This window comes from Dactylosporangium roseum (assembly GCF_025264685.1).
GTDB classification, from domain to species: domain Bacteria; phylum Actinomycetota; class Actinomycetes; order Mycobacteriales; family Micromonosporaceae; genus Dactylosporangium; species Dactylosporangium roseum.
In genome coordinates this window covers 6,089,560-6,111,159 of the sequence record NZ_CP073721.1, presented here as the reverse complement: position 1 = coordinate 6,111,159, position 21,600 = coordinate 6,089,560, and the positions used below count along the sequence as shown (strand labels likewise).

The window sequence follows — 21,600 nt, the reverse complement described above, 5'->3', positions numbered from 1 at the left end:
CCCACGTGCGGCAAACCGCAAACCTACTGGCCGGGACGTTGGTCGTCGTTGGTTTCCGGGGATGCTGCGAGGGCTGGCACGTAAGATCGTCTCCCAGATTTCTCCCAAGCGGGCGGGTTGGCCGAACCTGTCGTGCGACTTGGCGAGGCAGACCCGCAGCTTGGGCGGCACGGCGCCGCGCTCAGTCCTGCCGCTTTGGATGCGGCCTGGTTGCCGGCTATGCAGTATTCTTCATAGGGTCTATGCTGGCACACCATGACGAACCTCCGCATGACAGTGCCACGCCTGCTGGTGTTAGAGGCGTTCCTCGATGAGCCTGAGTGTGAGCGATACGGTCTCGAGCTAGCACACATCGCCGGGCTTGAGCCGGGCACGATTTATCCGATCCTCGTGGCGTTTGAGGCCGCCGGCTGGCTCGCCAGCCGGGCTGAGGAGGTGGACGTCCACGTCGAGGGCCGCCCGCGGCGGCGGTACTACCGGCTCACTGCGGACGGCGTGGTTGCCGGTCGTGCCGCCATGGCCACTCGGAGGCAGCGCGCGCAGCGGTCCGGCGCTCGGAGGCTGGCGTGGTGAGCCCAGGTCGAGCAGGTGAGTCGGCGCAGCAGCACAGGCTTCCCCTCGGCGAACGCGCCGCGGTCGCGATGTTGTGCCGGCTTCTGCCGGCCGGCTTCCGGGGGCGGCAACGCGATGAGTGGGCGGCCGACCTGCTGGGCTTGACAAGCGGTGCGGGTACTCGCTGGCGCTATCTGGCCGGCGCAGCATGGACGCTGCCGGCACTGCGCCGCGCTGCACGTCGCGGTGGCTTCGCCGACCTATCCACAGTCGCTCCAGCGCCGGGCGCGCTCACCTCGATAGCCCATTTCCTCCTCCTCGGGCTGGGCTGGCCGGTAATTTCCTGGCTGATCATGGTGCCCATCACCTACCTGGCAGCGGATATTCCCGGTCGCATCGCTCGGACCGGGTTGACGGTCGACCCGAATGGGCTGTGGCCGACGGACGGACCGTTCGTCGTTCTGCTTCCTCTGGAAACCCTGCTGGACCTGGGCGCCTGGGCGGTGATCCTCGGCGGGCCCTTCCTGCTGGGCACGTTCGGCGTTTCGGGGCTGGTGCTTGCCGTCATGCAGCGTCGCCGCAGCGGTAGGTACCGCCTCGTGATCGCCGGCGTCGGCCTCGCCTGTCTCGTTCTGACAGTCCTGGGGGCCGGCCTCGTTAGTCGCTACGCCGCCTTCTACTCGGAAACATTCGGCCTTGGCGACACGCACGGCCTCGACAGCGGCCGCACCGGCGCGGTGCTCGGCGTTGCGGCTGGGATCCTCGCCTTCGCCGGACGGCGCCTCGGCGTGCGCATTCGAAGCGCGCTGGTGGTGCTCAGTGTTCTTGCGATCATGGTTCCGATCGTCCATCTCACAGCGACCGGTGCCGAGATGCTCAACTGGTACCTCGATTAGCTGGCTGGGGAAGTCGCGAGCGTTTCATGAGGCTTAGAGGCCGCGCGAATAGGTCAGCGAGGAGCCGGGCGGGTAGAAGACGGGCACAGGCGTCAGTGATCATGAAGGTTCCTACGCCTAGTGATCACTGGAACGCCTGTGCCCGCTATCCCACATGGCTGAGCGACCCCCCGTGGGACCAGTTCGCCGCGCTGCTCCCGCCACGACCTGCGGCCGATCCGACCCACCCGCTGGGCTGCCACCGTCGGCGCATCGCCGACCGGATCGTGTTCGACAAGCTCCTGCGGGTGCTGCGGTTCGGCTGCTCCTACGAGGCCATCGCCGATACCACCTGCTCGGCCAGCGCGATCCGCAACCGCCGCGACGAATGGCTCCACCTCGACCTCGCCGACGCCAGCATCACCATCCGCAGCCTCATCCGCCAGGCCTGGACCCTCTGCCGCTGGGACACCCGCCCCACCCGCCGACCATGAAACCCACCTATTTGCGCGACCTCTTAGTCACTCAGGCAACACAAAAGGCCATGTCGAGCATCTCGACATGGCCTCTGATCTGCGGTGGGCGATACTGGGATCGAACCAGTGACCTCTTCGGTGTGAACGAAGCGCGCTCCCGCTGCGCCAATCGCCCGCGACGCCAAACTGTACCCGATTGCCCCGCCATCGTGCATCCCGACCCCCCGTGTCGCCGCTCGCGAGGTGGCGACGGGCGGCGCGCGGCGCGCGGGGTTTCCTGGCTTGACGTAGGCTCAGAGGGTGGTGGACAGGCATCGGCATGTCTGCTGGGCATATGACGACCCGGTGGGCTTCACGGTCCGCGCGAAGGAGTGGATCGCCGAAGGGATCGCTGCCGGAAACCGGGTCTGGTTCGTCGCCGATGAGGGGACGAAGCCCATCGAGGGTGCTCGGCTCATCCGGATCGCCGAGGCCTACGACGACGAGTGGATCATCGACCCGCCCGCCCAGGTGCGAGCCTACGCCGCCGCGACCGAGCAGGCCCTCGCCGACGGGTATACCGGGTTTCGGGTCGTGGCGGAGGTTACGCCGCTGGTCCGGGACGCGGCTGGGCAGGAGGCCTTCGCGCGCTACGAATACCTCGTCGAACAGTACATGAGCACCGCTCCCATGTCGGCTCTCTGCGCCTACGACCAGCGGGAACTCGGCTGGCAGGTGGTCGCCGAGCTGGCCGGGCTGCACCCCGAGACCAACGTCGGCGTGCTGTTCAGCCTGCGGGCCGGGGCGGACGGCGGGGGTGTGGTGCTGTCCGGGGAGCTGGACCAGTCCAACCGTGCGGTGCTGGGTGCCGCGATGCGCCGGGCCGACCTGGGCGCCGACGGTGAGGAGATCGTGTTTGACGCGGCGGGGCTGCGGTTCATCGACCACCGCACGCTGCTGGACCTCGAGGACTATGCCGAGGAGCGGCACACGCGGGTGGTCCTGCGGACCGGGCTGATCTCCGCGGTCAAGCTCGTGGAGTTGCTGGGGCTGCGCCGGGTGCGGGTAGAGCCGGCACGATGACCACGCGCACAGGTGCGGCCGCCGGCCACCACGGATACTTCCACGAAGCCATTTTCTACGACCGTCCCGACGACCTGCTCGCCGTTGTCGTGCCGTTCCTGCTCGACGGGGTCGCCGCCGGTGAGCCGTCGATCGTCGCCTTCGGGGAGCACAACGCCGCGCTGGTGCGGGACGCGCTTCCGGAGGGCCACGGCGTGACCTTCCTGACCGGCGAGGGGGTGTACGCCCGCCCGGCCGCCGCCATCCGGTCGTACCGGCGGCTGCTCGCCGGCCACGTGGCCGACGGAGCAGCGCAGATCCGCATCGTCGGGGAGCTGGCACCCGACCTGCTCGGCCGGATGTGGGACTGGTGGGCGCGGTACGAGGCGGCCATCAACCACGCGTACGACGACTTCCCGCTGTGGAGCATGTGTGCGTACGACACCCGGCGCACCCTGACGCCGGTGCTCGACGACGTCGCCCGGACCCACCCGAACGTTGCCATGCCCGGCGGCCGGCACGTGCCCAGTGGATCGTTCGTCGATCCGTTGACCTTCCTGAGCGAGCCGTCGACCACGGCGCCCGACCCGATCGAGGAGCGGCCTCCGGTCGCGGAGCTGGCCGACCCGACCCCGGGCGAGGCGCGCGACGTGGTCCGGGCCGTGGACGGCGGGCGGCTACGGCTCCACGAGCTGGAGGAGCTCACGATCGCGGTCAGCGAGGTGGTCACCAACGCGTTGCGGCACGGCCGCCCGCCGGTCCGGATGCGGGTGTGGACCGCCGAGGACCGGATCGTGGTCGCGGTCAGCGACGGCGGTGCGGGGCCGAAGGACCCGTTCGCCGGGCTCATGCCGGCCGACCACGGCGGCCTCGGCGGCCTCGGCCTGTGGATCACGTACCAGTCGTGCAACCACGTCCGGACGAGCCGCACGGCGGACGGCTTCACCATCACCCTGACCGGCGGAGCGCCACCGGTAGGCTGAGGCGACTATGGCCCAGTACGCATTGCTCATCCTGCCCTCGACCAACCGGGTGTACGCCGACGCCTCCGTCGCGCTGACCCGCGCCGAACTGGCCGCGTTCAACCGCGCCGTCCTCGACGGCAGGCTCTCCGAGCCGGCGGAGGAGACGATCGGCGGCGTGCCGTACGTGACGTTCGAGGCCGAACGGCTCGGCGAGCGGGACGCCGCGTTCCTGGCGAACCTGTCCTCGGCCTATGCGCTGTTCGAGGTCGTCGGCGACCTGCTGCGCCCGGTGGAACTGCGGCCGCTCGACCGTTTCGACGATGATCTGCTGACCATCCAGAAGTACCAGGGCAAGACCAACGAGCTGTTCACGAAGCTGCTGCTCAACGTGACGCTGCTCGCCTCGGCGTTCGCGCCGGAGATGCTGGAGCGCCGGTTCCGCGTGCTCGATCCGCTGTGCGGTCGCGGCACGACCCTCAACCAGGCTCTCATGTACGGGTTCGACGCCGCTGGAGTGGACCGCGACCAGAAGGACTTCGAGGCGTACGCGGCGTTCATCCAGACCTGGCTCAAGCGCAAGCGGATCAAGCACCACGCCGAGGTCGGCCCGGTGCGGCGCAACCGGCAGGTCGTGGCGCGACGGCTGCGGGTCGACCTGGCCGCGTCGAAGGACGACTACAAGACCGGCGAGAAACAGGTCCTCGACGTGGTCAACGCCGACACGGTGCGCTCGGGGGAGTTCTTCAAACCGGGCACGTTCGACCTGGTGGTGGCCGACGCGCCGTACGGCGTGCAGCACGGCAGCCGGACCGGCGGGAAGGGCCTCGCGCGCGACCCGGGCGACCTGCTCGCCGAGAGCGCGCCGGTGTGGGCGGGCCTGCTGCGCGGCGGCGGCGCGCTGGGCATCTCGTGGAACACCTTCGTGGCACGCCGCGAGGAGGCCGCCGGCCTGCTGGCCGCCGCCGGCCTGCGGGTGGTGGACGAGGATCCGTACGGATCGTTCCGCCACCGGGTCGACCAGGCGATCATGCGGGACATCCTGGTCGCGACGAAGCCCTAGCGCTAGCCGCGCACCCGGTGCGGGTCGACCTCCCGGTTCGGGTGGCGGCGCAGGTACTCGCGTTCGAGCTCGTCGGTGCGCCGGGTGTGGTTGGTCAGCGCGTCGTCCGACCCGTGGCGGAACGTGTCGTGGCGCGTCTCGTGCAAGGTGGCCAGTTCGCGCAGCAATCCGGCGTCGCTGAGCTCGGCGGGCGAGACGCCGAGGTACCCCTCTGTCGGCATAGCGTCGTGGTACCCCTCCCGCGACGGCTCACACCGGGGTGTCCGCGCGAGGGTGAGCGCGATGTCCGGCGTGTCGGAGGCCGTGGTGCCCCGGTTCGCGATGTGGCCAGCCCCGCCAAGCTGGTCGATCTTGCACTTGTGGTGCCGCGACACTCCCGGAATGCCCAGTTTGTCAGGCACCACAACTGCAAGATCGACGCGCGCTGGGGGAGTCCGGGCGGCGCGGGGTGAGGGGTCAGCGGCGGCGCTGGAGTTCCGGTGGGAGGGGGGACCGGCGCTGGCGGGTCTTGACGGCCAGGCGGGTGAGGTAGAACAGGGCGGCACCGAGGACGCCGACGTCGTCGAGGTAGATCGGGTCGGGCAGCAGGTCGACCGGGAAGATCGTGTAGATGATCGCGCCCCAGAGCGCGACCTTGCCGCCGGCGCCCATGGCCTGCAGATACTTGCCGGTCCTCCAGACCCGCACGGAGAGGACGATCGCCAGCACCAGCAGGCCGATCAGCAGCAACCCGCCGACCACGAAGAGCGCGTAGAGCGACTCGTCCGACATGGATCGAGTTTACGGGTGATACCGCAAGGCCGCGAAGTCAAGTCGTGCGGTCGTCTGTCCAACCCGGTGTTGCGCTACGGATGGTGACGCACGGTCGTGCGGGTGGTGTCTGTCGATCATGGGGTCGCCCGGCCTGGCGGCGGGATTGCGCAGGAACGCGTGCCGACCGGCGCCCTCGGCGGCGACGCCTCCGAGGCCAGCGCCCGAATTGTCAGCCTGGTCCGAGTCGACCGGGGGTGGTTGGGCGCGACTTCGCGGCCTTGGGTGATACTGCCCGCATGCCCGCCGAGCCACCGCCGATCCTGAGCAACGAGCCGGGATCCTTCCCCCGGTCCGTCCTGCGGGACCGCCACCCCGCGATCGTCCGGCGCGTGCTCGAGGGAACCCCGTACCCACCAGAGGTACGACTCCGGCTGGAAAGGCTTTTGCAAGAGCCTGTCATCGCGCCGCTGCCCGCCGGTGCGCACGACGCGGCGGAGTGGGCGCGGTGGGGCGAGGGCATGTACGGCCGGTCGTGGTACGACGTGCCGTTCCTCTGGGCGGAGAACTTCTTCTACCGGCGGCTGCTGGACGCGGTCGGCTACTACGCACCGGGTCCATGGCGGGGGATCGACCCGTTCGGGCCGCAGAAGGACGCCGACCTGCCGGGGCCGGAGGAACTTGCCGAACTGGACGCCTTGCAGGCACTGCCCGACGAGCGGCAGGCGGGGGCGCTGGTGACCGCGGCGCTGTGGGGCAATCGGGCGGATCTCGGCTTCCGCCTGGTGGCGCGGGGCGCCGACCGGGTCGACGAGCTGATCGTCGACGACAGCAAGCGGCTGTGGGAACTGCTGCGCGGGGGTGGCACCGTCTGCCTGATCGCCGACAACGCGGGCCGTGAACTGCTGCCCGACCTGGTGCTGGTCGACTTCCTGCTGCGCACCGGGCGCGCGGGACGGGTCGAGCTGCACGTCAAGCCGGCGCCGTACTTCGTGTCCGACGCCCTGCCCGCCGACGTCCTCGCGGAGCTGCGGCGGTTCCCGGCCGGCAGTGCTGTCGGGCGGCGGCTGCGGGCGGCGCTGGAGGAGGGCGCACTGTCCCTGCACGCCGATCCGTTCTTCTGCGCGCCGCTGACGTTCCATGACCTGCCGGAGGAGCTTGCCGCCCGGTTCGCGGCGGCGGAGCTGACCATCCTCAAGGGTGATCTCAACTACCGCCGCCTGGTCGGGGATCGCCACTGGCCGGTGACCTCGTCGTTCGAGGAGCTCACCGGATACTTCCCGGGCGCGGTCGCGGCGTTGCGGACAGTGAAGTCGGACGTGGTCGTCGGGTTGGCCGAGGGGGCCGAGCGAAGCCTGCCCGCGTCATGGCGCACCAGCGGCGCTTTCGCTCTCGTCCAGGTTCGAGGATGAGCCCGAGGTCGCGATGGTGAAGGTCGGGCCGGCCCAGAACGTACGCGTCTTCGTCATGCCGCACACTCTGCCGACCGGCACTTGGCGGCCACTTGCGGTCGGCTTGCGGAGCCCTTCAAGCGTGTCCGCCGTCACGTCGGGGCGGGATGGGACGCTGGTGTGAGCGATGCGGAGTGAAGCGGAGGAAGCGTGAGCACCGTCCTGGTCGTCGACGACGAGCCGCAGATCGTCCGCGCGCTGCGGATCAACCTGGTCGCGCGGCAGTACGAGGTGGTGGTCGCCGCGGACGGTGCCGAGGCGCTGCGCCAGGCCGCCGACGCCCGGCCCGACCTGGTCATCCTCGACCTGGGGCTGCCCGACGTCGACGGCGTCGACGTGATCCGGGAGCTGCGCGCCTGGAGTCCGGTGCCGATCCTGGTGCTGTCCGGCCGGGCCGACTCCCGGGACAAGGTCGAGGCGCTCGACGCCGGCGCCGACGACTACGTGACCAAGCCGTTCAGCATCGACGAGCTCCTCGCCCGGGTCCGGGCGGTCACCCGCCGCTTGAGCCCGGCGGACGAACTCGAACCGGTACGGATCGGCCGCCACGACATCGACTTCACCGCGCACACCATCACCGACGGTGTGCACCTGACCCGCACCGAGTGGCGCTTGCTGGAGATCCTTGCCCGGAATCCCGGCAAACTGGTCAGCCAGCGCCAGCTCTTGCAGGACGTCTGGGGCCCGACGTACTCCAAGCAGACCCAGTACCTCCGGCAGTACATGACCCAACTGCGGCACAAGCTCGAAGAGGATCCCTCCCGGCCCCGGCACCTGCTGACCGAGCCGGGCATGGGGTACCGCTTCCAGCCTTGACGCCGCTTGCAAGTCGTGGCGGCGGCTTGCAAGCCGCGGCAAGACTCGCAGGTCCCGGGCCTGAGCCCGGCCTCGGGCCGGGGAGCGGCCCCGCCCTCGCGGAGCCGGACCCGTGCGGCGTCGACGTCCGTGGCGACCTCGGCGACGTGATCGCCGACCGCACCGACGTCCCGCGCTCGGCCCTGGACGCCGTCCGACCTCTGCCCCTGTCACCCGCGGGTGGGAACCCGGGTGACCGGGCCCTGCCCGGCTTCTCGCCGCGCGGATCGGGGTAAGGCTGAGACTGGTCCCGAAGGGGGGTGCACGATGTCGTTGGCGGTCGCCTGTTTCGGGGTCGCCCTGCTGATCGGCCTGCTGTTGCGCCGGCGCCTGCGCCGCCGTCCCACCGGGACCGTCATGTCCACTGTGGACCACGTGGTGCACCGGGTGCGGGGCACCCGTCCCCGAGGCCCGGAGGCCGTGTCGAGTGTGGCACGCCTCAGACCGGGTAGGCCCGTGCTGCACCGGTGCCCGGGCCGGGCTTCGCCAGTGGGAGAAAGGAACGCGCGCATGCGACCTGAAGGCGACGAGATGGCGCCCCAGGCTGACGACGAAGCTCCGGCCAGCGGCGTCCCGTCGTTCAGCGGCTCCGCGGACCCGTCCGCGTTCGGTGCCACCTCGGCCGAACCTCCGCCTCCCCCGGCCGGGGCGGTGTCCGGTGCGGCGAGCGGCGCGGCCCCGGGTAGCCCGTCCACGTACCGGTCGAACAACGGCGGCACGACCACAGCGGCACTGGCGGCGCTGTGGAACGACGCCGACCGGCAGCGCATCCGCGGCCGCTGGCAGGAACTGCAGATGCGCTTCCTCGACGATCCGCACCTCGTCGCGGGCGAGGCGGAGCGGCTCGTGCAGGAAGCGGTCACCGCGCTGTCCGCCTCGCTGGACGCCCGCCGCACCCATTTGCACCAGCAACGGGCCGCCCGCGGCCTGGACACCGAGAACCTGCGCGCCTCGCTGCGCGACTACCGCGAGTTCCTCGACCGCATCCTCGGCCTGTGAGGCCGGGGTGGGGAAGGAGACGAGCACATGAACTCAACGACGATCACGATCGGGCTGGTGGTCATCGCCCTGGCGGTAGGTGGCTGGATCCTGCTGCGGGGTAACAAGGAGGAGGACGAGGAGGTGGAGTCCGGCTCGGCACCCCCGGCTCCGCGGCCTCCGGCGCAGACCGCCACGGCCGGGATCCAGGCGGCCCCCGGAGTCCCGCCCACCGCGGCGCCCGCAGGGATAGCCCAGCCGGCGATGCCTGGCACGATGCCCACCGTCCCCGGGATGATGCCCGGTGCGCAGATGTCCGCGGTGCCCGCGTACGGCACCGGGTACGGCACGCCGGCACCCCAGCCGCAGCCCGGATACGGCGCGCCACCGCCGCCGCCACCCGGGCCGGGGTACTCCACGACCGCGCCGCTCACCAGCGAGGCGCACGCGTACGAGGTGCGGGCCCGCTGGCAGGAGCTGCAGATGCGGTTCGTCGACGACCCGCAGACCGCCGCCGGTGAGGCCGAGCGCCTCATCGACGACGCGCTCGCCGGGGTGACCGCCTCGCTGAACGCCCGGAAGGACCAGCTCAGCAGTTGGCGCGCCTCCGGCCGCGACGACACCGAGCAGCTCCGGGCGGCCGTCCACGGGTACCGCGACTTCTTGAACCATCTCGTCGGGCCGTGATCATCGTCGATACCGCCGTTTGAGGGCTCGTATCTGGCGGGCATACCTCCTGTGAAGGAGGACCGCCATGACAGCCACCCAAGTTCTGCTCACGATCATCGTGCTCGTGGTGATCGCCGCGATCGGCTACGGCATCTGGTTCGTCACCCGGCGGCGCGCTCTGCAGCACCGGTTCGGCCCCGAGTACGACCGGGCCGTCGCCGAACGGGAGAGCCGCCTCGCCGCCGAACGCGAACTGCGTGAGCGCGAGCGGCGGCACGCCGCCCTCGAACTGCGCGAGCTCGAGCCCGAGGCGCGCACCCGGTACGCGACGGCGTGGGAGGAGATCCAGGCCCGTTTCCTGGACGACCCGGCCGGTGCCGTCCGGGCCGCCGACACCCTCGTCACCGAGCTGATCGCCGAGCGCGGGTACCCCGCCGGCGACTACGAGGAGCAGGTCGCCGACCTGTCGGTGGAGCACGCCCGGACCCTCGGCCACTACCGCGACGCGCACGAGATCAGCCTGCTCAGCGACCGGGGTGAGGCCACCACGGAGCAGTTGCGCCAGGCGGTCGTGCACTACCGCGCGCTCTTCTCCGACCTGCTCGGCGCCGACGCCACCCCCGGCGATCCCGGCGTTCCCGCGCAGCGGGCGTCCGAAGCGGTGCCCCACGACACCACCAGCCGGTCGTAGGGCCGGGAAAGGACGCTACCGATGCAGCAGGAACAGCGGACGGACGTTCCCGAGCCGCGCACGGCAGACCACGACGACGTCGCGGTCGGCACCGCGCGGGTTTCCACCGGGCAGCCCGGCTCGGGCGAGCGCGGTGACGAGCGGTACCCGGACGGGGCCGGGACGGCGCGGGCCGAGGAGACCGCGGACCGGCGGTGGGAGGCCGGGCACCCGGACGACACCGCGGCGGACGACACCGCGGCGGACGACACCGGTGCGGACGACACCGCGGCGGACGGCTACGACGAGACGCTCGCGGTGAGCGACCCGGCGGGCGCGGCCGCCCAGCCGGTCGACGGTGAGCCCGAGGAACTGCTGCCGGGCGCGGTCGAGGTTCCGCCGATCGGGGCGCTGTGGGCGGACGGTGCCGTGGACGGGCTCCGCGAGCGCTGGCGCGAGCTCCAGCTACGCTTCATCGACGATCCTCGGTCCGTGGCGGGCGAGGCCGACGCGCTCGTCGCCGAGGCGGTCGGGTCGGTCACGGCCGCGCTCGAGTCCCAGTGCCGGCGGCTCGCCGAATGGCAGCGGCAGGACGGCGACGACACCGAGCGGCTGCGGGCGGCGGTCCGGCAGTACCGCGACTTCCTCGATCGGCTACTCGGGATGTAGCGCCTCTCGCGGCGCTGGGGCCGGGCTGCGGCCGGGCCTCAGCGCCGCGACAGGCACCGGCGGCACCGCCGAGACGCCGGGCCGCGAACCGGGGGTCAGAAGCGGACCAAGGTGCGAGCGCCCCGGCCCTCGCGCACGCGGACGAACGCCTCGTCGAGGTCGCCCAGGCCCACGTGATCGGTGACCAGCGCCGACAGGTCGAGCCGGCCCGCCCGGTAGTGGTCCAGCAGGATCGGCACGTCCACGGCCGGGTCGGTGCTGCCGTACATGCAGCCGACCAGCGTCCGCGCGAAGTACGCCACCTCGAGCGCGCTCAAGCTGAGCTGGTCCTTCGATGAGCCCAGCCCGACCACCGTGGCCGTGCCGCCGCGCCGCGTCGCCGACCACGCCGCCCGGATCGTCTCCGCGCGGCCCACGCACTCGATGGCGTGGTCGGCGCCGCGGCCGCCGGTCAAGGCGCGGATCTCCTTCGCCAGCTTCTCCGACGGCGGCAGGAAGTGCGTCGCGCCCATACGGCGGGCGAGATCCTCCTTCGCCGGTGCCGGATCCACCGCGACGATCGTGCCGGCCCCCGCGATCCGCGCGCCCTGCAGCGCGGCGAGGCCGACACCGCCGAGGCCGATGACCACCACCGACTGGCCCGGGCGGACCCGCGCCGCGTTGGTGACCGCGCCGACGCCGGTGAGCACCGCGCAGCCGAGCAGCGCGGCCTCCTCGAGCGGGAGGTCGGCCGGGACCGGGATGCAGGCGTGGGCGCCGACCACCGTCTCCGTGGCGAACGCGCCGGTGCCGAGGCCCGCGAAGACGTCCGCGCCGGACGAGTCGCGCGCGAACGGCACGGCCCGTGCGTCGTCCGCCCGCACGCAAAGGTACGGCTCGCCGGCCTCGCAGAACCAGCACGACCGGCACGGCGGGGACCAGTTCAGCACCACGTGGTCGCCGACGGCGACCGTCGTGACGTCCGCGCCGACCTCGACGACGGTGCCGGCGCCCTCGTGGCCCAGCACGGCCGGGAACTGCTGGCGGAGGGTGCCGTCGGCGAGCGAGAGGTCGGAGTGGCAGACGCCCGCCGCGGCCAGCCGGACCCGCACCTGCGTGGGGCCGAGCGGGTTGAGGATCAGCTCCTCCACGGCGAGCGGGCCGTCGAGCGCCCGCAGCACCGCCGCGCGTGTCATAGCTGGATCGCCTTCACGGTCGTGAACTCCTCGTAGCCGAAGGTGCCGAGCTCCCGGCCGTAGCCGGAGTGGCCGACCCCGCCGAACGGGGCGAGCGGGTTGAACGCGCCGCCGTTGACGTCGACCTGACCGGTGCGCAGCCGCCGGGCGACGGCGACCGCGTGGTCCTGCGACGCCGACCAGACACTGCCCGCGAGACCATACCTGGTGCCGTTGGCGATCCGCACGGCGTCGTCCTCGTCGCGGTACCGGATGATCGACAGCACCGGACCGAAGATCTCCTCCTGCGCGATGACCGCGTCCGGGTCGACGTCGGCGAAGACGACCGGCGCGACGTAGTAGCCGACCTCCGGCACGGCACCGCCGCCGTGGACCATCTTCGCGCCGTCGGCGACGCCGCGCTCCACGTAGGACAGCACCCGGTCGCGTTGCGCGGCCGAGGCGAGCGGGCCGAGACGGGTCGAAGGGTCGGTGGGGTCGCCGACCGTGTACTTCGCGGCGGCGGCCACGGCCAGCTCGACGGCCTCGTCGTGGCGCGACTCGTGGACCAGCATCCGGGTCCACGCCGTGCACGTCTGGCCGGAGTTGAGGAAGCAGTTGGCGACGCCCACCTTGACCGCGGCGGTGTGGTCGGCGTCGGGCAGGATCACGTTGGCGGACTTGCCGCCGAGCTCCAGCGCGACCCGGGTCACGTTGGCGGCGGCCAGCGCGGCGACCTTGCGGCCCGCGGTCGTGGACCCGGTGAAGGAGATCAGGTCGATGCCGGGGTGGCCGGCGAGCTCGGCGCCGGTCGGGTCGCCGTAGCCGGTGACGAGGGTGTAGACGCCGTCGGGGAGGCCGGCCTCGCGGACCAGCTCGTGGAGGCGCAGCGCCGACAGCGGGGCGATCTCGCTCGGCTTGTGCACGACGGTGTTGCCGGCGGCGAGGGCGGGCGCGAGCTTGGCGACCGTCTGGTGCAGCGGGTAGTTCCACGGGGTGATGGCCCCGACGACGCCGACCGGATCCCGCACGATGCGCGAATTTCCGAGTCGTACGTCCTGTTCCGGCGCCTCGAGCTGGGCGACCGTCGACGACAGCACCGTGATCGGCAGCCCGACCTGGACCTTCCGTGCCACGCCGAGCGGCGCGCCCATCTCGGCGGTGATGATGCCGGCCAGTTCGTCCGCGTGCTCCGTCAGCAGGTCCCGCAGCCGGGCGAGGTGTGTGGCCCGCTCGGCGCGGGACAGCTCCGCCCAGGCCGGCTGCGCCGCGCGCGCCGCTTCCACCGCGGGCGTCACCGAGGTCGTGACCGGCACGGAGGCGATGACGGATTCGGTCGCAGGGTTGTAGACGTCGATCACGGTGACCCCTTACCCCGAATGCGCTGGAACCCGGCGATCGGGCGCAGGCAGTACGTGAGTTCCTAAGATCGTAGCCATGGTCCGTCCCAGAACGCCGCTGCTCACCCGTGATCGGATCGTCGAGGCCGCCACGGCCATCGTCGACGCCGAGGGGCTCGACGCGCTCTCCACCCGGCGGCTGGCCAGCGACCTCGGCGTACGGGCACCGTCGCTGTACAACCACTTCTCGACGAAGGAGGAGATCGTCGACGCGATCGGCGACGCGATCGTGGCCGGTGTCGACCTGTCGATGCTCGGCCGCGACCCGTGGCCGGCCGCGCTGAAGTCGTGGGCCAGGGCGTACCGCGCGGCGTTCCGCGCCCACCCGAACGTGGTGCCGTTCCTGGCGCGTGGCCCGGCCCGCCGCCCGGCGTCGCTCCGCCTGGCCGACGCGGTGTACGGCGCCCTGGTCGCCGCCGGCTGGCCCCCCGTGCTGGCGACCGGGATCGGCGCGACGATGCGATATTTTGTGGCGGGTTCGGCGCTGGGATCGTTCGCGCTGGGGTTCGTCGACGACCCGTCGCTCTACGCCACCGACTACCCGCACCTGCGCGACGCCCACCGCCTCGCGGAACGCCACGCCCAGGTGGACGACAGCGCGTTCGAGCTGGGCCTGGAAGCGTTGGTCGACGGCCTGGAGCGCAGGTTCGCCGCCCTCTGAGCGCCGTCGTGAGCTCGGTCAGGCCGCCGCCTCGGCCGGCATGACCAGCAGGAGCTGACCGCCGGGGCGGGTGCTCATGCGGACCGGCATGCGCATCATCCGGCCGGCGCGGATCAGCACCGTCGCCGTGTCCAGATCTGCCACGCGCAGGCCGGGGGAGCTGTTGCGGGCCGGGCCCGACACCAGCAGGACGCCGCGCCAGGCGGCCTCGGCCAGCAGCCGGGCGTGCCGCACCTGGCGGGTCGAGCGTGGGGCGCCCGGCGTGCCGCACAACTCGGTGTAACCACCCTGCCAGGCGCGATCCAGGAAGCCGGCGGTGGCGGGGTCGGTGAAGACGCGGGAGATCTCGTACCGGTGGCGGTTGCCCGCCGTGAAACGGTGCACGCTCGCCGAGCGGCCAGCCGCTCGGAGCAGCTCGACCAGCCGGTCCGCGGCGGCGGCCCGGTTGAACTCGGCGAGCACCCCCGACAAAGGGTTTGCGGACCGTGCCCGGGCGCCCCCCAGCGCCCGGGCACGGCCTCCACCGCACACCCCGGTACATCGCACCAGCACGGCTGCCTCGAACGCGGCGACGGTCGAGGCTCGATAGCGGTCGCCGGTTGACACGATGTCCACCCTGACACCGTGGCAACTGCCGGGCCGGGGACGGAACCGCCGCCACCGTTCCTTGAGGAAGTCTTGAAAGACCACCCGGGGCCGGGGCAAGGCCGCGAAGCTCAGCCGTGCGGTCGTCTGCACGCTACGGGACGGCGCCACCGCAGCCGAGGACGCCTTCACCGCCGTGGCGACGGCGGCCGGCGGGTTCGTGCGCCCGCCCCACCCAGGTGCCCGCCCGCCCCACCCAGGTGCCCGCGGGCCATCCGTCCGGTGGACCGGATCCCGCCGGCGGCGGCCGGCAAGCTCAACCGCAAGGCGCCGGGCGCCTCGTCGGAGACGCAATTGTGATGCGGGTAAACCGTCCAAACGGCGACCATAGTGACACAACACGTGCATGATCAACGCGGCCGGAGGCCGGCGACCTCTACCATGAGCGGCACGATGCGAGTGCTGCTGGTGGAAGACGACGCGCGGGTGGCGGCCGCTCTGGCCACCGCTCTGCGCCGGCGCGGCCACGAGATCGTGCACTGCATGACCGCGGCGGGTGCGCTCGACACCTTCGCCGCGGAACCGTTCGACCTGGTGCTGCTCGACCTCAACCTGCCCGACGGCGACGGCATCGACGTGTGCCGCACCCTGCGCCGCAAGGACGAGAGCGTCGCCATCATCGCCGTCACCGCCCGCGCCGAGGAGCGCGACCGGGTCGCCGGCCTGCAGACCGGCGCCGACGACTACGTCGTCAAGCCCTACTCGATGGCCGAGCTCAACGCTCGGATCGAGGCGGTCCTGCGCCGCGCCGCCCGGGCCGCGCCCGCGCCGGCCGAGGTGCTCGCCGCCGGTCCGGTCAGCATCGACGTGGCGGCCCGCCGGGTGCGGATCAACGGCCGCGAGGCCGCCCTGACCCGCAAGGAGTTCGAGATCCTCGCCGTGCTGGCCCGCACGCCCAACGTCGTCGTCTCGTACGACCGGCTGATCCTCGCCGTCTGGCAGACGAGCTTTGTCGGGCGGCACACGCTCGACGTCCACGTCGGCTCGCTGCGCGCCAAGCTCGACGTGCCCGGGCTCGTCCAGACCGTCCGTGGCGTCGGCTATCGGCTGGCACCGTGAGGGTCCGGCTCGTCGGGACGTATCTCGTGCTGCTACTGCTGGTGCTGGCGGCACTCGAGGTACCGCTGGCGATGACCCTGGCCGCCCGGGACACCCAACGGCTCGTCGCGGACCGGCTCGCCGACGCCACCCGCTTCGCCACGCTCGCCGAACCGGCGCTGCGCGCGAACGACACCAAGGAGATGACCGACGAGCTGATCCGCTACGACGAGCTGTACGGCATCGCCGCCGTCGTCGTCGACCAGGACGCGCACCAGGTCGTCAGCTCCCGGGCCGACCTGAAGCTCCTCGCCGGTGCCGACGTGCAGCGGCAGGTCCACCGCGCCCTGGAGGGGCGGGAGGGCAGCGACGACGGCACCGTCTGGCCGTGGCGGACGGAGCCGTTCGTGGTCGCCGCGCCGGTCGGCCGCGGCGGCGAGGTCATCGGCGCGGTCGTGACGATCTCGCCGACCCGGCACCGGGCCAACGCCGTCGGGACCGCCTGGAGCGTGCTCGCCGGCGGCGGGCTGGTCGTGCTGTTCGCCGGGATCGTCGCCGCCTATTCGCTGGCCCGCTGGACCCTGCGGCCCGTCGCCGAGCTCGACGCCGCCGCGCACGAGCTGGGCGCCGGCGACTACGCCGCCCGGGTGCCGGCCGCCGACGGCCCGCCGGAACTGCGCCGCCTCGGCACCGCGTTCAACGAGATGGCGGCGACCGTCGCCGACTCCCTCGAGCGTCAGCGCGCGTTCGTCTCCAACGCCAGCCACCAGTTGCGCAACCCGCTCACCGCGCTGCGGCTGCGCGTCGAGGACCTCGGCGCCGACCTCACCGACCCGGACGCCGTCGAGGGGCACAAGCTCGCCCTCGAAGAGGCCGAGCGGCTCGGCGAGGTCCTCGACAGCCTGCTCGCGCTCGCCCGCGCCGAGCGGGGCCGCTTCGAGCTGGCGGACATCGACGCGGGGGAGGTGGCCTGGGCCCGTGTCGTCGCCTGGCAGCCCGTCGCCACGAAACGACAGATCACCCTGCGGTACGTCCGGCCGCCGCGCCCGCTGCGCGTGCGTGCCGTGACGACGGCGCTCGACCAGGCCCTCGACGCCCTCATCGACAACGCCGTCAAGTTCTCCGGGCCGGGTGCGACCGTCACCGTCCGCCCCACCGCCGACGGCGGCGGCGTGGCCGTGCACGTCATGGACAACGGGCCCGGCCTGACCGAGCAGCAGCGGGAGCTGGCGACGGTACGGTTCTGGCGGGCACCCGACGCGCAGAACGTCGACGGCAGCGGCCTCGGCCTGCCGATCGTCGCCGTCCTCGTCGACGCGTCGGGCGGCCGGCTCGACCTGTTGCCGAACGACCCGACCGGCCTGCACGCACGACTCTGGTTCCCCGGCCCGCCCTAGGCTCAGGCCTTCTGGTCGCGGTAGTAGCGGACGGCGCCCGGATGCAGGACCAGCGGCGGGGTGCTGATCGCGGAGCGGACGTTGAGCCGGGCCGCCGCCTGGTGCGCCTTCGCCAGCTCGTCACGCCCCTCGAACAGTAGCCGGGTCAGGCCGAACGCGAGCGGCTCGGGCATCGACACCCGCACGACGAGATAGTTGGCGATGCCGATGGCGACCGTGGCGCTGATCCCCGGGTACGTCGACGCCGGCACCACCCGCTCCGCGTAGTACCGGCCGTGGACCTCGCGCATCTCCAGCACCGTCTGCTGCAGGTCCAGCAGCCGGATCGGGAACTCCCGGGCCAGGTCGCCGATCGAGGTCACCGGCAGGCCGCCGGAGAAGAAGAACGCGTCGATCTGGCCCCGTTTCAGCGCCGCCGCCGAGTCGTCCAGGCCTAGCTGCCGCCGGTCCACCGGCACGCCGGCGACGCCGAGGATCCGGTCGGCGGTGACGGCGGTGCCGGATCCGGGCGCGCCGACGGACACCGGGCGGTCGCGCAACTCGGCGACGGACTTCACCGGACCGCCGGCGGCCACGACGACGTGGATGTAGTCGTCGTACACGCGGGCGAGCGCGGCGAGCTGGCCGGGGCTGGTCTTGTCGCCGGCGCCGGCGACGTCGGACTGCGTGAAGCCGAGCTCGGCCTGGCCGGTGATGACGAAGTGGACGTTCTCCTCGGACGCGGCGGTCTGCAGGACGGAGGCGTGGACCTCCGGCAGGTACGTCGTGGTGAGGTTCGCGATCGCCGTGCCGTACTTGTAGTAGACCGCGCCGGAGCTGCCGGTCGCGATCCGCAACGTCCCGGAGGCCTCAGCCCCGTCCGGCTCACACGCACTGAGCAGGGCTGTCGACAGCGCGCCGACAAGCAGCGTCCGTCTCTTCACGCCGCCACCTCCGCTTCGCTACAGCCGCGTTCGCAGCGTGCCGATCGTGGTCCGGGTGTCCTGACGGTGGAGCGTGGTCATGCCCAGCGCCCGGGCCGGCTTCAGCCCCTCCCGCGCGCGGAAGGCGTCGAACGACACGAACACGTCGGTGGTGAGCACACCGCCGTAGTCGACCAGAAGGCCCTTGGGCGTCGCCATGGCCTAAGGTTGCCGGGTTTCCGCCACGAGCGCCAGGACGGCCTCCCGGTGGGACGGCGCCCGGCGCTGCCGGGTCGCCGACGTGCCACGACCACGCAGGTCGGCGAGCAGGTCGACGGCCGTCTCCCACTCGCCGCGGGCCTCCAGGGCCGGCCGCACGTGGTTGAGGAACGCGTCGATACGCACCCCGGCGGGCACGGCGGTGCGGGTCGACGGGTCGACGAGGTGGCCGCTCAGGCCGGAGCGAGCCGCCCGCCAGGTCGCCGCGCGCAGCAGCACCTGCGGTGCCTCGGGCAGCGGACGTCCGGCGTCGTCCTCCTCGGCCGCCACCGTGACCAGCGCCCGGGACAGGGCGGCGAGCAGCACCACGTCGTCGATCCGCGGGCACGAGTCGGCGACGCGGACCTCGACGGTGGGGTAGCGGGCCGACGGCCGAGCGTCGAAGTACACCATGCCGGCATCGCTGATCACGCCGCTCTCGACCAGCGTTTCGACGACCTTCTCGTATTCGGCGGCCGACGCCAGGTCGGGCGGCGGGCCGACGGTCGGCCAGCGACTGGTGACGACCGTGCGGTACGAGGCGTAGCCGGTGTCCTGGCCGGCGAAGTACGGCGAACTGACGCTCAGCGCCAGCAGCACCGGCAGCCATTCCCGGATCCGCCGCGTGAGGCGCACCGCCTGGTCCCGGTCGGGCACGCCGACCTGGACCTGGCACGCGGCGACCTGCTGCTCGTCGACGAGCTGCCGATACTCCTGCGCCATCCGCTCGTAGCGCTCGTCCGGGTAGACGCGGCTCGGCCCGCTGCCCGAGCCCGGCACGGTCCCCGCCGCGACGGGCGCCAGCCCCAGCCGGTCGCACGCCTCGGTCAGGGAACGGCGCTTCTCGACGATGTCGGCCCGCAGCGCCGACAGGTCGGTCTGCACGGCGGTCGCGGTCTCGACCATCGACCGGTGCAGCTCCGGCTCGGCGTCGGCGCCGCGCAGCACCCGCCGCGCGGCGGCTTCGAGCTCGCCGCTCTCGGCGTTGACGACGTGGAACTCCTCCTCCACGCCGATCGTGTCGCCGACGCTCTCCATCGGCTGTGCGCCGACGGCCGCGTTGCCGCGGGCACCCGTGCGCCCCGATGTCCTCTCTTGCATGACGTTCACCCTATGTCGCGGCTGATCATCCCGCCCGTCAAGCCCCCATCGCGTTGATCTTGCAGTTGTGGTGCCTCGACACTCCCGAAGTGTCCGGGTTTGTCGCAACCACAACTGCAAGATCAACGCGTGAAGGGGCGGGGTCAGAAGACGGGGACGGTCTCGCGGACGAGCTTCCAGTTGGGGACGTAGAAGTCGGCCGGGTTGATCTGGCCCTTGGCCTGGGCCCAGTCGATCAGGAGCTGCCGGATCTCCTGCTGGGCGTTGTAGACCTGGGGCTTCACGATGCCGGGGAAGTTGCCGCCGCCCGAGCGGCGGTAGTTGTTCACCGCGACCACGAACTGCTCGGTGTCGGACACCGGGGTGCCGGTGCCGGGGTGGACCAGGCGCGTGATGCGCTGGCCGATCGGGCGGCTGATGTCGATGTCGTACTCGACGCCCGAGATGGTGTCGTAGTTGTAGTCCGGCACGGACGAGTCGTTGATCTTCGCCGGGTCGACCGGGGCGTCCGGGGCGAGCGTCACGAAGTACTTCGCCGAGTACTCCAGGTATGCGCGCACCTCGGCGCCGGTGAGCACCACCGCTTCCAGGGTGTTGTCGTAGATGTACAGCCCGGCGACGTCCTTGATCTTGACCTGGCCGGCCGGGAACACCGCGGTGCGGGAGAACGGCGCGGCGATCGAGAGGATCGGCAGCGCCGTGCCGACGGCCGCGGCCACGGTGTCGGTCTGGACCTTGTTGATGTAGTCCAGGATCGGCGTGTCCTTGTACCGCGACTCGGCCGCCGACAGCGTCTCCGTCGACGTGGCGACCACCTGGTTGACGTACGCCACCGTCTTGTTGTGCTGCGCCCGTACCGCCGCCACCACCTGCGGGTCGGCCTCGACCGTGTTGGTGTTCAGCGTGGTGGCCTGCTTCGCCGTGATCGTCCAGCGGCCCCGGTCGCGGGACAGCGTGAAGTCCATGCGGGTCAGCCGCTGGCCCCACTTCGACGGCTCCGACAGCAGCACCTGCGCGCCGGTCTCGGTGTTGGTCACGAAGCGCTGCGGCACGTCGTTGTGCGCGTGGCCGAAGAGGATCGCGTCGATGCCGGGCACCTTTTCGGCGATCAGCGCCGACGGGTTCTCGTTCGGCAGTTCCGGGCCGTAGCTGGACTTGCCGTTGTCGCCGCCGTGCGCGGAGATCAGCACGATGTCGGCGCCCCGGCGGCGCATCTCCGGCACGTACTTCGCCGCTGTCCCGACCATGTCGTCGAAGCGCAGCTTGCCCTCGACGTTGGCCTTGTCCCAGATGGCCACGCCGGGGTTGGTGAGGCCGAGGATGCCGACCCGGAGCGTCGGGGCGCCGTTGCCGAGGTCGACCTTCTTGATGACGTACGGCGCGAAGGCCGGCCGCCCGGTCTTGACGTTGACGGCGTTGGCCGCGAGGGCCGGGAAGCCGAGCTGGCGGATCCAGAGACCGAGCAGCGGCAGCCCGTAGTTGAACTCGTGGTTGCCGAGCGTCACCGCGTCGTACTCGATGACGTTCATCGCCCGCGCCATCGGGTGCTTCTCGCCCGTGGTGGTGATCGGCTCCTGCTTGGCGTAGTACGTCGCCAGCGGCGTGCCCTGGATCGTGTCGCCCGCGTCGAGGACCAGCGTGGCCTTGCCGCACCGATCCGCGCGGATCCGGTTGACCAGCGTCGCGACCTTGGCGAGGCCGACGTCGTTGTGGGCGCTGTCGTCGTACTCGGTGTCCTTGTAATAGTCCCAGTTGTAGACGTTGCCGTGGGTGTCGGACGTGCCGAGCAGCGTCAGGTCCCACGTCTTCGGCGTCCCGGGGCGGTGTGTCTCGGCGGCCGACGCCGCGGCCGGGGCCACGAGCGGTGCTGCGGCCGCTGCCGCGGCGACGGTGAGAACCCGTCGCCGGGTGGTGCCGGAGGGGTTGGTCATGGTGTGCCTTCCGTGAAGGTCGGGGCGTCTCGTGGGGCGCCGCCACGCACCATAACGGGCCGTCGATGCGGGAGCGATCGGCCCGGACCCGCGTTCCCACCC

The 21,600-nt window shown here is 72.0% G+C and carries 23 protein-coding genes, 1 tRNA gene and 1 pseudogene; 15 read left to right on the top strand and 10 right to left on the bottom strand.

Going from position 1 to position 21,600, the window contains the following annotated elements; translation table 11 throughout:
- Nucleotides 1-255: 255 nt before the first annotated feature.
- From Drose_RS28570 to Drose_RS28560, 3 genes and pseudogenes are all read left to right on the top strand, one after another.
- Nucleotides 256-573, top strand: coding sequence for a PadR family transcriptional regulator (locus Drose_RS28570; RefSeq protein ID WP_260724390.1), 318 nt, complete (start codon nucleotides 256-258; stop codon nucleotides 571-573).
- Nucleotides 567-1,448, top strand: a complete 882-nt coding sequence (locus Drose_RS28565; protein ID WP_260724389.1) for a hypothetical protein — start codon at nucleotides 567-569, stop codon at nucleotides 1,446-1,448. Before Drose_RS28570 ends, Drose_RS28565 begins: the two co-directional genes overlap by 7 nt.
- Nucleotides 1,449-1,549: 101 nt before the next feature.
- A pseudogene (locus tag Drose_RS28560) lies at nucleotides 1,550-1,822 on the top strand (transposase); the annotation flags it as partial.
- 184 nt (nucleotides 1,823-2,006) lie between these two features.
- Here the strand turns inward: Drose_RS28560 and Drose_RS28555 are convergent.
- A tRNA-Val gene (locus tag Drose_RS28555) sits at nucleotides 2,007-2,078 on the bottom strand.
- A gap of 125 nt (nucleotides 2,079-2,203) precedes the next feature.
- Between Drose_RS28555 and Drose_RS28550 the strand changes: the two genes are divergently transcribed.
- Genes Drose_RS28550 through Drose_RS28540 form a run of 3 tightly spaced genes read left to right on the top strand, consistent with a single transcriptional unit; the run spans nucleotide 2,204 to nucleotide 4,969 of the window.
- On the top strand, nucleotides 2,204-2,965 hold the full coding sequence (locus Drose_RS28550; protein WP_260724388.1) for an MEDS domain-containing protein: 762 nt from the start codon (nucleotides 2,204-2,206) through the stop codon (nucleotides 2,963-2,965).
- On the top strand, nucleotides 2,962-3,927 hold the full coding sequence (locus Drose_RS28545) for a sensor histidine kinase (RefSeq protein ID WP_260724387.1): 966 nt from the start codon (nucleotides 2,962-2,964) through the stop codon (nucleotides 3,925-3,927). The genes Drose_RS28550 and Drose_RS28545 overlap by 4 nt, the downstream gene beginning before the upstream one ends.
- Before the next feature lie 7 nt (nucleotides 3,928-3,934).
- Nucleotides 3,935-4,969 (top strand): TRM11 family methyltransferase, encoded by a 1,035-nt coding sequence (locus Drose_RS28540; RefSeq protein ID WP_260724386.1) that lies wholly within the window; start codon nucleotides 3,935-3,937, stop codon nucleotides 4,967-4,969.
- A 2-nt stretch (nucleotides 4,970-4,971) separates the two neighbouring features.
- On the opposite strand, the gene Drose_RS39215 is transcribed toward Drose_RS28540, so the two are convergent.
- Nucleotides 4,972-5,370: a DUF6158 family protein gene (locus Drose_RS39215; RefSeq protein WP_390891247.1), complete on the bottom strand. Its 399-nt coding sequence runs from the start codon at nucleotides 5,368-5,370 to the stop codon at nucleotides 4,972-4,974.
- 55 nt (nucleotides 5,371-5,425) lie between these two features.
- Nucleotides 5,426-5,740 carry a YkvA family protein gene (locus tag Drose_RS28530; RefSeq protein WP_260724385.1) on the bottom strand — a complete coding sequence of 105 codons (315 nt, stop codon included), beginning with the start codon at nucleotides 5,738-5,740 and terminating at the stop codon, nucleotides 5,426-5,428.
- A gap of 278 nt (nucleotides 5,741-6,018) precedes the next feature.
- Here Drose_RS28530 and Drose_RS28525 point away from each other — a divergent pair, with 278 nt between their 5' ends.
- From Drose_RS28525 to Drose_RS28500, 6 genes are all read left to right on the top strand, one after another.
- The gene (locus Drose_RS28525) at nucleotides 6,019-7,131 is read left to right on the top strand and encodes a damage-control phosphatase ARMT1 family protein (protein WP_260724384.1); all 1,113 of its coding nucleotides are present in this window, start codon (nucleotides 6,019-6,021) and stop codon (nucleotides 7,129-7,131) included.
- A gap of 189 nt (nucleotides 7,132-7,320) precedes the next feature.
- Nucleotides 7,321-7,986, top strand: coding sequence for a response regulator (locus Drose_RS28520; protein ID WP_260724383.1), 666 nt, complete (start codon nucleotides 7,321-7,323; stop codon nucleotides 7,984-7,986).
- A gap of 549 nt (nucleotides 7,987-8,535) precedes the next feature.
- Nucleotides 8,536-9,024 carry a hypothetical protein gene (locus Drose_RS28515; RefSeq protein WP_260724382.1) on the top strand — a complete coding sequence of 163 codons (489 nt, stop codon included), beginning with the start codon at nucleotides 8,536-8,538 and terminating at the stop codon, nucleotides 9,022-9,024.
- Between the two features lie 27 nt (nucleotides 9,025-9,051).
- Nucleotides 9,052-9,690, top strand: a complete 639-nt coding sequence (locus tag Drose_RS28510; RefSeq protein WP_260724381.1) for a hypothetical protein — start codon at nucleotides 9,052-9,054, stop codon at nucleotides 9,688-9,690.
- A gap of 67 nt (nucleotides 9,691-9,757) precedes the next feature.
- Nucleotides 9,758-10,363: a hypothetical protein gene (locus tag Drose_RS28505; RefSeq protein ID WP_260724380.1), complete on the top strand. Its 606-nt coding sequence runs from the start codon at nucleotides 9,758-9,760 to the stop codon at nucleotides 10,361-10,363.
- A gap of 21 nt (nucleotides 10,364-10,384) precedes the next feature.
- Nucleotides 10,385-11,011 carry a hypothetical protein gene (locus tag Drose_RS28500; protein ID WP_260724379.1) on the top strand — a complete coding sequence of 209 codons (627 nt, stop codon included), beginning with the start codon at nucleotides 10,385-10,387 and terminating at the stop codon, nucleotides 11,009-11,011.
- Nucleotides 11,012-11,106: 95 nt separating this feature from the next.
- Here the strand turns inward: Drose_RS28500 and Drose_RS28495 are convergent, their stop codons facing one another.
- Entirely contained in the window at nucleotides 11,107-12,186 is a 1,080-nt protein-coding gene (locus Drose_RS28495) for a Zn-dependent alcohol dehydrogenase (protein WP_260724378.1), read from the bottom strand.
- Nucleotides 12,183-13,526 (bottom strand): aldehyde dehydrogenase family protein, encoded by a 1,344-nt coding sequence (locus tag Drose_RS28490; protein ID WP_260724377.1) that lies wholly within the window; start codon nucleotides 13,524-13,526, stop codon nucleotides 12,183-12,185. The genes Drose_RS28495 and Drose_RS28490 overlap by 4 nt, the downstream gene beginning before the upstream one ends.
- A 76-nt stretch (nucleotides 13,527-13,602) precedes the next feature.
- Here Drose_RS28490 and Drose_RS28485 point away from each other — a divergent pair, with 76 nt between their 5' ends.
- Nucleotides 13,603-14,226: a TetR/AcrR family transcriptional regulator gene (locus Drose_RS28485; protein WP_260724376.1), complete on the top strand. Its 624-nt coding sequence runs from the start codon at nucleotides 13,603-13,605 to the stop codon at nucleotides 14,224-14,226.
- Nucleotides 14,227-14,244: 18 nt separating this feature from the next.
- Here Drose_RS28485 and Drose_RS28480 read toward each other — a convergent pair whose 3' ends face one another.
- Entirely contained in the window at nucleotides 14,245-14,841 is a 597-nt protein-coding gene (locus tag Drose_RS28480; RefSeq protein ID WP_260724375.1) for a hypothetical protein, read from the bottom strand.
- Between the two features lie 423 nt (nucleotides 14,842-15,264).
- Here Drose_RS28480 and Drose_RS28475 point away from each other — a divergent pair, with 423 nt between their 5' ends.
- Together Drose_RS28475 and Drose_RS28470 are read left to right on the top strand one after the other, a co-directional pair.
- A complete protein-coding gene (locus Drose_RS28475; RefSeq protein WP_260724374.1) occupies nucleotides 15,265-15,930 on the top strand; it encodes a response regulator transcription factor in 666 nt (221 codons plus the stop codon).
- Nucleotides 15,927-17,306 (top strand): sensor histidine kinase, encoded by a 1,380-nt coding sequence (locus tag Drose_RS28470; protein WP_260724373.1) that lies wholly within the window; start codon nucleotides 15,927-15,929, stop codon nucleotides 17,304-17,306. Before Drose_RS28475 ends, Drose_RS28470 begins: the two co-directional genes overlap by 4 nt.
- 2 nt (nucleotides 17,307-17,308) lie before the next feature.
- On the opposite strand, the gene Drose_RS28465 is transcribed toward Drose_RS28470, so the two are convergent.
- From Drose_RS28465 to Drose_RS28450, 4 genes are all read right to left on the bottom strand, one after another.
- The gene (locus tag Drose_RS28465; RefSeq protein WP_260724372.1) at nucleotides 17,309-18,229 is read right to left on the bottom strand and encodes a TAXI family TRAP transporter solute-binding subunit; all 921 of its coding nucleotides are present in this window, start codon (nucleotides 18,227-18,229) and stop codon (nucleotides 17,309-17,311) included.
- 18 nt (nucleotides 18,230-18,247) lie between these two features.
- Complete coding sequence (locus Drose_RS28460; RefSeq protein ID WP_260724371.1) at nucleotides 18,248-18,427, bottom strand: hypothetical protein; 180 nt, start codon at nucleotides 18,425-18,427, stop codon at nucleotides 18,248-18,250.
- A 3-nt stretch (nucleotides 18,428-18,430) separates the two neighbouring features.
- Nucleotides 18,431-19,567: a carboxylate-amine ligase gene (locus Drose_RS28455; protein ID WP_260724370.1), complete on the bottom strand. Its 1,137-nt coding sequence runs from the start codon at nucleotides 19,565-19,567 to the stop codon at nucleotides 18,431-18,433.
- Nucleotides 19,568-19,710: 143 nt separating this feature from the next.
- The gene (locus Drose_RS28450) at nucleotides 19,711-21,498 is read right to left on the bottom strand and encodes a bifunctional metallophosphatase/5'-nucleotidase (protein ID WP_260724369.1); all 1,788 of its coding nucleotides are present in this window, start codon (nucleotides 21,496-21,498) and stop codon (nucleotides 19,711-19,713) included.
- Between the last annotated feature and the right edge of the window lie 102 nt (nucleotides 21,499-21,600).

Coding starts and splice junctions, on each gene's coding strand:
- Drose_RS28570 (WP_260724390.1), top strand. CDS start 256: ATGACGAACCTCCGCATGACAGTGCCACGCCTGCTGGTGTTAGAGGCG.
- Drose_RS28545 (WP_260724387.1), top strand. CDS start 2,962: ATGACCACGCGCACAGGTGCGGCCGCCGGCCACCACGGATACTTCCAC.
- Drose_RS28540 (WP_260724386.1), top strand. CDS start 3,935: ATGGCCCAGTACGCATTGCTCATCCTGCCCTCGACCAACCGGGTGTAC.
- Drose_RS28530 (WP_260724385.1), bottom strand. CDS start 5,740: ATGTCGGACGAGTCGCTCTACGCGCTCTTCGTGGTCGGCGGGTTGCTG.
- Drose_RS28525 (WP_260724384.1), top strand. CDS start 6,019: ATGCCCGCCGAGCCACCGCCGATCCTGAGCAACGAGCCGGGATCCTTC.
- Drose_RS28515 (WP_260724382.1), top strand. CDS start 8,536: ATGCGACCTGAAGGCGACGAGATGGCGCCCCAGGCTGACGACGAAGCT.
- Drose_RS28510 (WP_260724381.1), top strand. CDS start 9,052: ATGAACTCAACGACGATCACGATCGGGCTGGTGGTCATCGCCCTGGCG.
- Drose_RS28505 (WP_260724380.1), top strand. CDS start 9,758: ATGACAGCCACCCAAGTTCTGCTCACGATCATCGTGCTCGTGGTGATC.
- Drose_RS28500 (WP_260724379.1), top strand. CDS start 10,385: ATGCAGCAGGAACAGCGGACGGACGTTCCCGAGCCGCGCACGGCAGAC.
- Drose_RS28495 (WP_260724378.1), bottom strand. CDS start 12,186: ATGACACGCGCGGCGGTGCTGCGGGCGCTCGACGGCCCGCTCGCCGTG.
- Drose_RS28485 (WP_260724376.1), top strand. CDS start 13,603: ATGGTCCGTCCCAGAACGCCGCTGCTCACCCGTGATCGGATCGTCGAG.
- Drose_RS28475 (WP_260724374.1), top strand. CDS start 15,265: ATGCGAGTGCTGCTGGTGGAAGACGACGCGCGGGTGGCGGCCGCTCTG.
- Drose_RS28460 (WP_260724371.1), bottom strand. CDS start 18,427: ATGGCGACGCCCAAGGGCCTTCTGGTCGACTACGGCGGTGTGCTCACC.
- Drose_RS28455 (WP_260724370.1), bottom strand. CDS start 19,567: ATGCAAGAGAGGACATCGGGGCGCACGGGTGCCCGCGGCAACGCGGCC.
- Drose_RS28450 (WP_260724369.1), bottom strand. CDS start 21,498: ATGACCAACCCCTCCGGCACCACCCGGCGACGGGTTCTCACCGTCGCC.